The organism is Psychrobacter sp. M4, assembly GCF_055699795.1.
The window spans coordinates 199,017-212,740 of the sequence record NZ_CM146740.1 but is presented as its reverse complement, the minus strand read 5'-3'; the positions used below and the strand labels follow the sequence as shown (position 1 = coordinate 212,740).

General features: G+C 45.5%; 13 protein-coding genes. 2 read left to right on the top strand and 11 right to left on the bottom strand.

The genetic code is table 11. From position 1 onward, the window contains the following. Window positions 1-30: 30 nt before the first annotated feature. Window positions 31-858, bottom strand: coding sequence for a bifunctional 2-polyprenyl-6-hydroxyphenol methylase/3-demethylubiquinol 3-O-methyltransferase UbiG (gene ubiG / locus ACR63N_RS00890; RefSeq protein ID WP_367104964.1), 828 nt, complete (start codon window positions 856-858; stop codon window positions 31-33). A 279-nt stretch (window positions 859-1,137) separates the two neighbouring features. Here ubiG and ACR63N_RS00885 point away from each other — a divergent pair, with 279 nt between their 5' ends. After that, window positions 1,138-1,758, top strand: a complete 621-nt coding sequence (locus tag ACR63N_RS00885) for a thiol:disulfide interchange protein DsbA/DsbL (protein ID WP_367104963.1) — start codon at window positions 1,138-1,140, stop codon at window positions 1,756-1,758. Window positions 1,759-1,906: 148 nt separating this feature from the next. Here ACR63N_RS00885 and ACR63N_RS00880 read toward each other — a convergent pair whose 3' ends face one another. The 10 genes from ACR63N_RS00880 to mazG all read right to left on the bottom strand — a co-directional run bounded on the left by ACR63N_RS00880 (window position 1,907) and on the right by mazG (window position 11,974). Next, entirely contained in the window at window positions 1,907-3,610 is a 1,704-nt protein-coding gene (locus tag ACR63N_RS00880) for a S8 family peptidase (RefSeq protein WP_367109639.1), read from the bottom strand. 30 nt (window positions 3,611-3,640) lie between these two features. After that, window positions 3,641-3,913: a hypothetical protein gene (locus ACR63N_RS00875; protein ID WP_367109638.1), complete on the bottom strand. Its 273-nt coding sequence runs from the start codon at window positions 3,911-3,913 to the stop codon at window positions 3,641-3,643. Between the two features lie 395 nt (window positions 3,914-4,308). Next, on the bottom strand, window positions 4,309-4,818 hold the full coding sequence (gene yjgA, locus ACR63N_RS00870; RefSeq protein ID WP_367109637.1) for a ribosome biogenesis factor YjgA: 510 nt from the start codon (window positions 4,816-4,818) through the stop codon (window positions 4,309-4,311). Window positions 4,819-4,865: 47 nt separating this feature from the next. Further along, window positions 4,866-5,804 carry an RNase adapter RapZ gene (gene rapZ / locus ACR63N_RS00865; protein ID WP_367104990.1) on the bottom strand — a complete coding sequence of 313 codons (939 nt, stop codon included), beginning with the start codon at window positions 5,802-5,804 and terminating at the stop codon, window positions 4,866-4,868. Between the two features lie 86 nt (window positions 5,805-5,890). After that, on the bottom strand, window positions 5,891-6,799 hold the full coding sequence (gene panC / locus ACR63N_RS00860) for a pantoate--beta-alanine ligase (protein WP_367111208.1): 909 nt from the start codon (window positions 6,797-6,799) through the stop codon (window positions 5,891-5,893). Between the two features lie 116 nt (window positions 6,800-6,915). Further along, window positions 6,916-7,716, bottom strand: coding sequence for a 3-methyl-2-oxobutanoate hydroxymethyltransferase (gene panB / locus ACR63N_RS00855; RefSeq protein WP_472782332.1), 801 nt, complete (start codon window positions 7,714-7,716; stop codon window positions 6,916-6,918). An 8-nt stretch (window positions 7,717-7,724) separates the two neighbouring features. Beyond that, window positions 7,725-8,252 (bottom strand): 2-amino-4-hydroxy-6-hydroxymethyldihydropteridine diphosphokinase, encoded by a 528-nt coding sequence (gene folK, locus ACR63N_RS00850; RefSeq protein ID WP_472782331.1) that lies wholly within the window; start codon window positions 8,250-8,252, stop codon window positions 7,725-7,727. A gap of 25 nt (window positions 8,253-8,277) precedes the next feature. Next, window positions 8,278-10,599, bottom strand: a complete 2,322-nt coding sequence (gene pcnB / locus ACR63N_RS00845) for a polynucleotide adenylyltransferase PcnB (protein ID WP_472782330.1) — start codon at window positions 10,597-10,599, stop codon at window positions 8,278-8,280. Between the two features lie 201 nt (window positions 10,600-10,800). Continuing rightward, window positions 10,801-11,184: a ComEA family DNA-binding protein gene (locus ACR63N_RS00840; RefSeq protein ID WP_472782329.1), complete on the bottom strand. Its 384-nt coding sequence runs from the start codon at window positions 11,182-11,184 to the stop codon at window positions 10,801-10,803. Beyond that, entirely contained in the window at window positions 11,168-11,974 is an 807-nt protein-coding gene (gene mazG, locus ACR63N_RS00835) for a nucleoside triphosphate pyrophosphohydrolase (protein ID WP_472782695.1), read from the bottom strand. The genes ACR63N_RS00840 and mazG overlap by 17 nt, the downstream gene beginning before the upstream one ends. A gap of 248 nt (window positions 11,975-12,222) precedes the next feature. Here mazG and ACR63N_RS00830 point away from each other — a divergent pair, with 248 nt between their 5' ends. Beyond that, complete coding sequence (locus ACR63N_RS00830; RefSeq protein ID WP_472782328.1) at window positions 12,223-13,713, top strand: phosphohexomutase domain-containing protein; 1,491 nt, start codon at window positions 12,223-12,225, stop codon at window positions 13,711-13,713. The last annotated feature ends 11 nt before the right edge of the window (window positions 13,714-13,724 follow it).

The window sequence follows — 13,724 nt, the reverse complement described above, 5'->3', positions numbered from 1 at the left end:
AAAAAGTTCAAAAAATCATCTAAGACTGATTCAAGCTAGTGGTTTTTGCACGGCCATCATATAATTGACATCGACATTTTGTGCCAGCCAGTAGCGCTTGGTGATAGGATTATAGTGCAGGCCAATGATGTCTTGACGATTAAAACCTGCGTTGACAGCCATTTTATCAAGCTCTGCTGGGGTAATAAATTTGGCATAATCATGAGTACCGCGATCAAGCAGACGCAGGACGTATTCAGCGCCGATAATGGCGAAGAGATAAGACTTGGGGTTACGATTGATGGTGGATAATACGCACACCCCACCTGGCGCTAGTAGATCAAAACAGGCTTGTACAATCGCACTAGGATCAGGCACATGCTCAAGCATCTCCATACAAGTCACGACATCGAATTGACCAGCATGAGATTTTGCTAGATTTTCTACGGGAATATGTTGATAACGCAAGGTATGCTCAAGTCCGCTTTGCTTGGCATGGACAGTAGCTGCTTTTAGGTTTTCTGCTCCTAAATCAATACCCGTCACATCTGCACCTCGGCGTGCCATTGACTCTGACAATATACCGCCGCCGCAGCCAACATCGAGGATATTTTTATCAGCCAAGCCACTTGCTGCGGTTTTATCGGCATGGGCACTTAAATAGCCGCGCTTTACATTCTCTTCTATCCAGTTAAGGCGTAGCGGATTGATCTCGTGCAAGGTTGCAAAAGCACCATTGTTATCCCACCACTCGCCCGCCAGCTTATTGAACTTGTCGACCTCGCTTGGATCAACATTGGTTGACGTTATGGTATCAGCAGTATCAGTATCAAAATTATCATTAGTCTGCGTATTAGTAGCAGGTGCAGATAAGCTCATGGCTTTTTCCTTTGTGGTCATTATATGTTGTACACTATTATGATCTTAATGTTAGCATGAGAGCGACTATTTTGTCGTAAGGACATCGTGACCGATTGTGAATAACGCTATTATCTACGTGATTAAGAGCAATATCCTCTAAATAATGTCTCACAGATTTACAACTTTTGATTAAGAATGAGATTCACAAAAGTGGTTGTTTTGCGTTATTATAGCCTCATCCCATTTAACGCTATATGGTTTATTATTTAAAATCTTAAACTCCTTGAAGGAAAAAGTATGAAACGTGTTATTACTCTGACTGGTCTGGCAGTTGCTATTGGGCTTGCTAATATGGGCGCGCAAGCTGCTGATTACGTTGCCGGTCAAGACTACCGCGTACTCGATAACCCAGAGAACATCAGCGGTGACGCTATTATTGTCCGCGAGTTTTTCTGGTACGGCTGTCCGCATTGCTATTCTCTAAACCCGCATATGGAGAAATGGGCTAAGACCAAAGATAAAGATGTGGCATTCTTTAAAACCCCAGCGGCACTGAATCCAGTTTGGGAAGCCAGTGCGCGCGGCTTTTATGCCGCTCAGCTGTTAGGTTATGAAGATAAAACCCACGACGCGCTATTTGATGCTGTTCATAAAGAGGGTAAACAGCCATTTGATCAAGCGTCACTTAGCAAGTGGTATGGATCACAAGGCGTTGATCAAAAGAAATTTAATAGCCTTTACAACTCATTTGCTGTAGGTACTAAAATTGGCCGCTCACAAGCTGGCGCTAAACGTTATCAGCTCTCTGGTGTGCCAGCCGTTGTGGTGCAAGGTAAGTATGTAGTAACCGGTGAAGGGGCTAAAGTTCCTCAAGTCGTTGATTATCTTGTTGATAAAGTCCGCGCTGAGAAAAAATAGTCTTTTTCTGTAGTTATACCTACCAAAGAATTAGGTCAAAGAGTTATATTGCGGGCAGCACAGAAGCCAATCTTAATTGATTGGCTTCTGCGTTTTACTATTCTGTTATTATCTACGAAAAGCCTTTTAGATCAACAGCCTTTTAGACTTATGGAGAGTTAGGCTGATTATCAAGCTGAGGGTTGTCGACATTTTCATCAAGCTTCTTATCCCCATTCTCCTCAAAGCTTTCGCTATCCTCTTCTTTAAATTTCTCAAACGCTTTTATTTGTCTGAATTGTTTAAACTTTTTAAATTCTTCGAATTCTCTAAACCTTTTAAACGCTTCGAATTCTTTAAATTCCTTAAACAGTTTAATATACTCCTTATCCTTACCCTCTTCATCATCTTCAAAAACGTACTGGTATAGAGCCTTTATATCGGGTCTATTGCCGATACGCTGCGTGCGCGGACGTTCAGGAGCATCAGTTTGTTCAGCGCCAGTTGCACGCAAGCACTGACGCATTTGCGCCGGACTTAAAAGGGCTGCACCGCGTGCGCGTACCATACCTTGCAGTGAGGCGACTGCTCCAACTACGATAGGCGACGCCGACGAAGTACCTGAAAAGGCGTCAGTATACCAAACATCCTCATTGAGACCGCTTTGTAGATCACCATAGCCACAAGTAGTCACCTCGCGGCCCCAGCCTTGGGCATCAACCAGCGCGCCATAATTTGAAAACCCTAGTCTTGATCTGTCGGGTCCATGGTCGCGACCATGAGTACCGGGCGGCGGCGCTCCTGCTCCAACAAAGATTGCGCCGGAGTCTCTATTTGATCGACGAAAAGAGTTACGCCAACTGCTTGGAAAATCACTGGGTCGCACTTCATAGAGATCATCATCTAGATTCTCAGCGCCATTACCAGCGGCTTCAATGACAATAATACCGCGCCGTGTAGCCGCTAGAATGGCAGCATAGTCATCCTCCCACCATTCGATAGCGATATATCCTTGTTGATCCTCTCGTGCTTGGAAATCATAGCGCGGCCCTGGGCGATGCAGCTCTAGCAATATCACATCACCGCTTCGTAGCCGCGCCGCTGCACTACGAATCGCTGCCGCTGACCCCATACCACCAAAGATTGACACTGCCGATGCCATAGCCTGATCGCTAATGCCAGATATGCCAAAATGATTATGATCACCAGAATAGACTCCTAGTACCGCCGTACCATGATTGCGCCAACCCACATCTTCTGATTGCACGCCGCCTACCACGCCGCCTTGAATTTGACGTAGATCTTCATGGGAGAAGCGCCACGCGCCTTCGATATCAATGATACGAACGTCTTGACCTCTTCCTCCTGCCTGTGAATGTGCAAAATAAGCGTCTACGCCCACAGGGCTAGGATCTAAGTAGATTTGCCGCGATATAAAATCTGGCGTTACAGGTACGCCTAGATCGTTTTGTAAGGACGTAACTTGCTCATCTAACATGATGGGCGGCTCAGCTCCAGGTTTAACATAAGCGGCCTCGACCTGACTTAATTTTGCTAGCGCTGCAGCAGCTTCTTGCGCCCTTGAATCATCCACCTCTAGTTTATAGAATCGGCTCAACTGCGGCATTGGCATATCGACTACGCCCTCAGCAGACTCTGCCAACAGCTCCCTCTCGATCCGCTCTTCGGTACTACCAAACATAGGCCTCATACTAGCTTGATATTTATCCAATAACTTCTTAATATCGGATACCGGTTCTGCTGACGCCGTCTCAAGTCGCCCATCAGAGGCACGTAGACTGGCATCAGGCTGCATAATAACTACCGTCTCACACGGTGATGCAGGCATTTTTTTTATCGTATTGTTAGTCATAGCTGTAACTCCTATCAAAACAAAAACTGCTTAAGGAGGGGCGTCAGTTGGCTTTCTATAACAGGCGTCAACGAACGTCAGATCCGAAAGCTCTACCATTATCGTATCCGCTCGATCCTTATTAGGAGCTAGCACGGCTGCATATCGTAAAGCTTCGGCGTTGGTATTTATAGGCGGCTGCACCGTTACGTTGTGATCAGCGGCCCAATCTTTTAGCATCACAAAAGCATGAAACATTGGCTCGGCGCCGGATGGATCCGGTACTGGATTCAAAATTACGGTCACTATCACAGGTTCAGTCAATGGTCATACTCCTGTTTGAGGCGAAAGGACAAATATTAGGGGTGTACATAGTTATAAATACACTCTAATAACATATTGATAGCATAGAAAATAACGTAAGGCTAGCGATGATTACTAAGTAAACTATTAAGCAACAATACATACTGTAGTTAATTATAAATAAACAAAGTACACTCACTATAATGTGCTACTAGTATGATTTTCCTCGTGTACTGTGGCTTTATAGTTTTGATACTGCGCGATACACATTAAAAAAAACATACTAATAACACTACATCTGTTTTAAAGTAGCTTTTCTATCTAGAATAGCTTTTATAAAAGCAGGCAGCAAAAAGCCGACTGAATCAGCCGGCTTTAATGTAATTTATACTTTTACTTAAAATCAGTGCCTAATACTATTTTAGCTGCGATAAAATAGCCACTTCTCGAATGTAGCTGGCCAGATCTTCCTCAGACTCCATTAGCAACTCGTCATCTTGGTTGTGCTTGGCATACTCAATCCAAAGTAGTAACTGATACAGGCTATTACGCTCTGAGGCTTTATACTGCTTTATAAACTGTTTCAGCGTGCTTTCATCGTTGATATTTAGCCGCCCTTGCCAGCTCTCAATTTTGGCAATTTGCTCATTGGGAAAAAAGGCTTCAAATAAAGCTTTTACCAGCTCATGGCGATTCTCTTCACTGATAAGCTTACCCACGCGTTTGGTCTGGCGATTGCGCGCATTAGCGCTGGTAATGTCAGCAAGCGCCATCAGCTCTGCCATAAAGTAATCACTAGCAGGCAGTGCTTTGAGCTGCTTTTTCGATAGGCTAGCAAGCGGTATTGATAGCTGCTGCAAACGCTCGTGAGCTTTTTTAAGTTCGGTACGCGAGACGCGCATGTCCTGTTCTGACCAATCAATCATACAAGCCTTCCAAAATAGTGAATAAAATTAACCCAGCAGCTAAACCTCTACCAACGCCGTTTTTCTCGGTGTTTAGCAGCGACGCTCAAGCCTTGCGGGAGACTCTTTGCCAAGCGTGTTTGCAGCTGCTCGGTAATAAATACGGAACGATGCTTACCACCAGTACAGCCAATAGCGACCGTTACCGTATGGCGGTTGTTATGTAAAAAACTAGGCAACCAACGATTCAAGAAAGTCGCGATATCATCAGTCATCTCTGCCACTTCAGGATAGTCAGCGAAGAAATCACTCACCTCGCTATCTAGACCCGTCGACGTACGCAGCTCAGGATTCCAATGTGGATTGGGCAGAATTCTTACATCAAAGACAAAATCGGCATCGATAGGGCTGCCGTATTTAAAACCAAAAGACAGTAGGTTGATGACAATCTTGTTGTCCACACCGATATGATCACGCAGACGATCTTTTAGCTGGTGGATGTTTAACTTGCTAGTATCAATTTTGATATCGGCATAACTGGCAACTGGCTCTAGCAGTTCTTCCTCTTTTCTGATAGCAGCGGGTAGATTGTAAGTAGCATACATCGCCCCTACTGCATCTTGTGCCATGAGTGGGTGTACACGGCGCGTAGCGTTGAAACGCGCCACCAAGACTGCATCTAGTGCAGTGACGTAGATGACTTTGACAGTCTGCTCACCATATACGTGTTTTAAATCTTTATAGATGGTAGCAAAATTGGATAAATCTGCACGCGGCGAGCGTATATCTACTCCAAGCGCGACGAGACGTATGGCGCTCTCTTTAACCAACTTATGAGCTACATCTGGCACCAAAGACAACGGCAAATTGTCGATAGAGTAATAACCCAGATCCTCTAAAATATTTAATACGGAGGTTTTTCCTGATCCTGAGCTGCCTGACACTACTATAATGCTGATACTATCGTCTTTGTCTTGCTTTGGGGTCGACGCATGCTCTTGGTTCATACCTGAATCATTCATAGCCTAACATCCTGTCTTGTTATGATCATTGGCCCAGCACATCATACTACTTTTAGCCGCGCTACTCTGAGTTAGTGGCTACTAGCGTACGAAATTGACAGGGTTTCATTATCTAGTAAGCGCGCACGTCCCAGCCATGCAGCCGCTAATATAATTAAATCTTGGGTTTGCTTGTTTTGTGTTTGCACTTTATCAATTTGTACCGCCTCTAGCTGGGTAGTCTTTATTTCTAAATAATCGATAATAAAACCAGCTTTCACAAGGCGCATACGCGTCTGTTTTAATAACACATCTAATAAATCATTGAATTCTGATTGAGTACTGTATATACCATGCTTCAGCTGCTGCGCTAGTTTGTGTAGCGCTTGATGCAGTACTGGTGCCACTTCGCGCTCCGCTTCGCTTAGATATTGATTACGCGAGGACAACGCCAAACCATCTCCAGCCCGAATAATGGGAGCGGCAATAATAGCAACCGGATAACTTAAATCGCGCACCAGCTGCCTGATAATAGTCAATTGCTGATAGTCCTTTTGTCCAAATATGGCGACATCAGGCTGCACAATATTAAATAGTTTGGCCACGACGATACCGACACCGTCAAAATGAGTCGGACGCGATTGACCACATAACTGCTTAGTAATCATACCGGCACTTATACTGGTCGGCGCTGGTAGTACCGGATACATCTCATCAACGCTGGGCGCGAATACATAATCGGCGTTGACCGTGGTAAGTTTAGCGACATCGTCATCTAGCGTACGCGGATAGCTGTCAAAATCCTCACCAACGCCAAACTGAGTAGGATTAACAAAAATACTGACCACTACGATATCAGCGTGCTGCTTAGCAATCTTGACCAGTTCAAGATGACCAGCATGTAGATTACCCATCGTTGGTACCAGTGCTATACGTTTATGACTACGATACGCTTTTAAAGTAGTTTGTAGCGCTGAGATATGATGGTAGATAATTGGCATTAATAAATAACTCTTTGCAAAATAAAAAGATAGGTTTAGTTTAAGAAGCTACGAAAAACTTATCTTTGTAGCGCAGTCTTTATAATAAAAACTATATATTCTCAACTAAAGCGCCCCTAATCAAATTGATGCTGCGAGGCTGGAAAACTGCCCTCTGTTACGGATTGCTTATAAAGTGCAAACGCCCCTTCGATACTATGCTGAGTGTTGCGCTCATCAGTCAAAAAATCATGCACAAAGCGCGGTACACGCCCATGCGTCATCCCGAGCATGTCATGCATAACCAGCACTTGACCATCTGTATCAGCGCCAGCCCCAATACCAATAACAGGTACCTCCACCGCCTCCGTCACGGCTTTGGCAAGCGCTGCAGGGACGCATTCTAATACTAGCATGGCAGCGCCAGCGCCCACTACCGCTTTGGCGTCATCAAGCAGTTTGTCAGCTGCCTGCTCACTACGCCCTTGGACCTTATAGCCGCCAAATACATTGACCGACTGCGGGGTTAGACCCAAATGAACACAGGTTGGCGTGCCTGCCTGCGCTAAAGTCGTCACCAAATCGCAAAGCTCGCTACCGCCTTCAATCTTAATCACATGTGCGCCTGCTTGCATTAAACGGCGGCTATTAGCAATGGCCTCTGGCAGCACGACATAGCTCATAAAAGGTAGATCCGCTAATATCAGCGCGTGCTCATTGCTGCGAGCAATGTTGGCGGTATGATAAGCGATGTCATCGACGCTCACCGGCAAGGTTGAATCATGACCCTGTACGACCATGCCCAGACTGTCACCGATCAAAATAGTATCTATTTGTGCTTTGTCCATCATGCGAGCAAACATCGCATCATAGCAGGTCAAACAGGTGAACTTAGTGCATTCTTTTTTAAATTTGTTTAAAGTCGATAAGGTTGTCATATCATTCTCTATTGATCAGCTGATAACAGTTTTAAGCCTGTCCAATCGCTACTTAGCTCATAATAGCTTATAGGTTTACCGGCAATGGTTAACTTTGGCGCCAACTCTCGTAGCGGCAGCAACACAAAGTTACGCTCAATCAGGCCTGCATGAGGCACTGTTAGCTCTGGTGTCATAATCTGCTCTTGCCCATAAAGTAAAATGTCTACATCTAGGCTACGCTCGCCCCAATGACGCAGACGTGCGCGCCGCGCTGCTTGCTCTAACTGCTGACAAAAGCTAAGTAGCTCAAGGGGTTTCAATGTGGTTTCAAACCCTGCTACTGCGTTGACAAAATCTGGCTGATCCTTAGGTCCCATGGGCACTGAGACATAAAAAGAAGAAGCCCTTAGCTCTCGTATTTTCAGGTTTGCCGCTAGACTTTTTAGGGCTTGCTGCAGGTGCTGCACAGATGAACCAAGCTCATTAGCTAAATTGCTACCCAAACCCACATAACAAAGAGTCCACTCTTCTGTACTAGCCACCAAATCAACCATAGTCGTCACTTTATCCTACTACCTCTTATGATTGAGCACTATCAGTGCTGAGCTGACGGCGGCGACGCTTAGAAGGTATAGGGCCTTTGCTATCAGGGCTTTTATAATTAACACCTTGAGCCGTAACAGCACTACTATCAGCTTGAGCTTGGTTAGTTTTATCTTTGCTAGATTGAACTGATTTTTTAGTTTTAGCAGTAGTTGTAGACTCTTTTTTCGTTGCGCCGTTATCGCCTTTTTCATCAGTATCAGCTTGTACAGTAGTTTTTGGCGACTTTTTGGTATATTTGCTGTCAGTTGTACGTTTATCAGGCGAGCTATTATCAGCGCTAACGGGCGCCTCTACACTATCTACAACAGGCTGACGGCGACGACGTTTGCTGGGTACCGGCGCGCTACTAGGACTAACCAGTTGCGGCGTTCGCGGTACTTGAGCGGCTCCGTCCATTTTACGCTTAGCTTTTTTATCTGCTACCGGTTTTTCAGTAGTTAATTCATGATCGCTAGGTGCTTGCTTGGGCATATCTGATTTAGTTGTCTGCGGCTTTGATTCAGCTGATCGGTCTTGGCCTTGCTGACGCTGATTTTTTGCCTCAGACTTGGTTGTAGAGCCAGCAGCGCTTTGGCTTTGGACGTCGTGGGTAGGCTCAGCAGCCGTCTGTTGAGCTTTAGACGGCGACTTTCTATCATCTGCTTGCTGGTTTTGTAGCGGCGGTACCACGCGCTCATGCTCAATGACAAATAAAGGTTTAGCTGTATGACGTATATCAGCATTGTTCTCAGTATTGGCAAGCGATAATTGCTTTAACTGCTCAAGCTCAGCGCGGTCTTGCTGCACTTGTTTGCTATCATAAGACTTGCTATCGGTAGATGACTGCGTCTTTGTTGGTTCACTACTACCGCTACTACGGCGGCGACGTTTTGAGGGTACAGTTGCCGCATCGTTTGGGGTTTGCGCAGCCTGTTGTGCTGAGTCACCTTTTTGTGTACTGCTCTGTTTAGTAGCATTTTCTTTACCGTTCTCTTGTTTAGCCTGAGCCAAACTAGCATCGGTATCCTTGCTACTAGTGACTTCTTTTTGACGATTGCGCTCGCGGCCGCGCTTATAAGCACCGCGGCGAATATTTTCATCAAAATCATCAATAGCTTGCTGCTGATCTTTTGCCGATAAAGTCTGATAAGTTTGCCACCACTCGCCCATGCCATTGGTTGACTCAGATAAGGGATGCTCAGCATCGCCGCACTGCTCGCGCAGTAGTAAAAAGTCAAAACCAGCCCGAAAGCGCGGATGTTCAGCCAGCTGCTCAATCTGCTTGCTACGCGGCGCGGCAAGTTTAGGCTGCAAAATCCAAATATCGCGAATAAATTGCTCAGCAAATTTAGGAATAGCGGTCTTAATACGCTGGCGGTCAATGACTTTGCCCGCTGCGTGCATTTGTGCTTCTGCAAACGGCATATTGCGTTTTTTGGCCTTTTCTAACTGATGCAGATAATTCTCCCACAGCAGGGCGGCATAGAAAAAGGCCGGATTGATGCTTTTACCAGCGGCGATACGTTTATCGGTATTGATAGCGACCTGCTGGACTAAAGCGCTGGGCTCAGATGGTGGATAAATGATCAAACTATCGATCGCCCCTGACTCAAATAACAGCGGCAGCAGGGGCACTAGATAGCCACCGGTAAACATCTTTTGCGTCTCATCATAGAGACGGTGCGGCGATATTTGCTCAAGCAGCGCCCAATTACTATCGTGGAATTGCTCAGACAGCTCTTTATCAAACTCAAAGCCAAGTTTGGCCTTAAAACGTAGTGCACGCAGTAACCGTACCGGGTCTTCTTCGATACGCACCGGCGCATGACCTAGCAGACGAATCACCTTATTATCGATGTCTTTAAGCGCACCGCAAAAATCATGCACCACGCCCTTTAAGGGCTGATAATAAAGCGCGTTGATCGAAAAATCGCGACGGCCAAAGTCTTGCTTGATATCGCCCCAAACGTTGTCACGCAAAATCATACCATCTTGATTGGTATTGGCATTGTTGTTCGGCGGACCACGAAAGGTCGCCACTTCGATGAGCTCACGTCCTGAGTACACATGGGCCAACTGAAACCTGCGACCAATAATACGGCAACGCTTACCAAAGACATCTTTGATCTCATGCGGTTTGGCATCGGTGACCGCATCAAAGTCTTTGGGACGCAGACCTAGCAAGGTATCACGCACGCCGCCGCCTACGATATAGGCATCAAAACCTGCTCGAGATAAAGTGGCGATAACTTCAGTGATGGAATTGGGTAATTCAGATTTATTCAGTTCTAACTGCTTGGCGGCGCGCTCGGCCATGCATCTACTCCTTGCCGGTATTCTTAACCACTCTTGATCAACGCAGCGTTTATCAGGCGGACGTCCGCATAGTTTAACAAATTTTGCGAGTACTGAGTGTAATATGGTTGTTATTTGGCGGCTATTTGCTAAAAATCAATCTATTTCTTAGTATGCAGACACTTAAAACTACTTTTATGCGTTGCTGAGCGTTATGATTTATTAATTTTGTAGCTGCAAGCGTGCACGGTTATTATCAATCGTTTTAGCTCCGATACCTTTAACATTAGCTAATTCATCGATAGTCTTAAACTCACCAAACATATCACGGTACAAGATAATCGCCTGAGCTTTACTGCTGCCAATACCGCGTAGCGTGGTCAGCTCGGCCTCAGAGGCGCGGTTAATATTGACCGCCATTTGGGTAAGGGCTTGGGTTTCTAACTTTTCTTGAGCCAATAAGTGAGCATAAGCCCGTTGTGGGTCACTAAAACAAAGGGCTGCTTGAGCGCTACTGATATGACCAAACGCTATCATAAAAAGCACAACCCAAAAAAAGCGAGCTTTTACCAGCGGCCAAACCCTAGCGTTATTGCGCGCGCTCATGCTGTTTGGCCGCCTCCCAAAGCGTATCCATCTCCATCAAATCACTGTCCTCAAACTGTTTGCCAGCCATTGCTAGCTGCGACTCAATAAAGCCAAAACGTGATTTAAATTTATGCACGCAAGTCAGCATTGCCGCTTCTGCATCAAGACCTAGTTTACGCGTGACATTGACTAGTGCAAACATGCAATCACCCAGCTCCTTTTCAAGCTCTCTTATCTGGGTCTCTTTAGCGTTTTTGAGGTTCGATGGTAGTGTTTGTAGCTCTTGCTTTAATTCGCTAATCTCTTCATCTAATTTATCTAGCGCTCCGCTTACATCGTCCCAATCAAAGCCTAGTTTCGACGCCTGCTTTTGCACGTCCTGCGCTTGCATCAGCGCGCTACCAGCCCTACAGGCGTCTAAGCGACGACGCGGTTTGCCTCGTGCTTCTCGCGCTTGGTTTTCTTCAGCTTTGATCTCATCCCAGCGCGCTTTTACTGCTGCGTCGTCTTTGAGACGCTCAGCCTCAAACACATGCGGATGGCGACGGATCAGCTTCTCTTGTAGCGTGGTGATAACGTCTTCGATATCAAAACGTCCTTGCTCAGCGTAGAGCTGGCAATGAAAAATTACTTGCAACAACACATCGCCAAGCTCGCCTTTGATATCTTCATCGTCATCTGTTTGTACCGCCTCGCCTAGCTCATAAGCTTCTTCAATGGCGTAAGGAATCAAGCTATGATTGGTCTGCTTTTGATCCCACGGACAGTCCGCCCGCAAGCGCGCCATTAGTGCTAATAAATCAGCCATTTCGCCACTAGCGTCAGGGGCTCCTAGCACTGGTTTAGGAGGTAGAATTTGATTTGACTGATTAGAATTATTTTGGGTATTTATAACTTGGTGACTCATAACGGTTACTCTTGTCTTTTTAACATTTTTTATTACTACTTATTATCTAATAACTCAAATTAGTTAGCAGTTAGTGTATCATTAATGGTTGTTTCACTATATAAAAAAGCTTAAGCCCCTCTTTTTTTAAGCGCAGGGAATTTTATAATATGTCTACGCCAACTCATGCCAGCTACCAACCGACTAGCACCTTTGATCCTATAAGCATCAACTCTTTTAAAGCCTATGATATTCGCGGCGAACTTGGGGCTGATCTCAATGAAGAGATCGCCTACCGTATCGGCCGTGCTTTTGCGCAGATTTTATATCAGCGTTATCGTGATCCGGCGCAGACTAGCGATGTTAAAGATTTAGCAGATCTAAAGCCTACTATCGTTATCGGCAGCGATATTCGTCATTCAAGCGAAACCCTAAAACAAGCGACTCTTAAAGGTATTATGGACGCCGGTGTCGACGTGATCGACCTTGGTATGACGGGTACCGAAGAGGTCTATTTTGCTACTAGCCATTATCAAGCGCTAGGCGGTATAGAAGTCACGGCAAGCCATAACCCTATTAATTATAATGGCTTAAAACTGGTCAAAGAGCACTCAAAACCTATCAGCGCCGATGAAGGTCTAGCAGAGATTCAAGCATTAGCAGAGTCTGGACAGTTTAACCAGCCTAGTCATAAAGGCAAGTTGCAGTTATTAACTGACAAAAGCGCTTATATTGATCATGTAATAAGCTTTATTGACATCGCTAAATTAAAACCGTTAAAGCTTGTGATCAATTCAGGCAATGGTAGCGCTGGCCCTGTCGTTGATTTGTTGGTCGCTAAGCTTGAGCAAGCAAAGGCGTCGATCGAAGTCGTCAAATTGCATCATGAGCCTGATGGCAGCTTCCCTAATGGTATTCCTAATCCGATGATTCTTGCCAATAGAGCAGCAACTCAAGAGGCTGTATTAAAGCACAAGGCCGATCTAGGTATTGCCTTTGATGGTGATTTTGATCGCTGTTTTTTATTCGATGAAAACGGCGAGTTCGTCGATGGTAGTTACGTAGTGGGGATGCTCGCGCAGGCGTTTTTGAATAAGTATCCGGGCGAGTCTATCGTTTATGATCCGCGCGTGGTCTACAATACCGAAGCGGTGATTAAAGCTCGTAATGGTCAAGCGGTTATCAGTAAATCAGGGCACTCTTTTATCAAGTATATGATGCGTAAGTCCGGCGCGGTCTATGGCGGCGAGATGTCTGCTCATCACTACTTTCGCGACTTTTTTTACTGCGATAGCGGTATGATTCCATGGCTACTTACCATTGAGCTGTTATCCATCACTAATAAAACTTTGTCGGAATTGGTTAGCGATTATATCAGCGCTTATCCCAGCTCAGGTGAGCTTAACTTTCGCCTAACCGATCATGACGCACCGACTATTATTAGAGATATTGAAGACAAATATAGCCAGCAAAACCCTACCAAAACCACGCTTGATGGCTTAAGTCTGGATTTTGGTGACTGGCGTTTTAATCTACGCGCTTCGAACACTGAGCCTTTGATTAGGCTAAATATCGAAGCTCGCGGGGATCAGCAATTACTAGCTGATAAGATCCAAGAGATACAACAGTGGCTGGAGGCGCAGGGTGCGGTGCTAGCTTAAGACTGATTGTT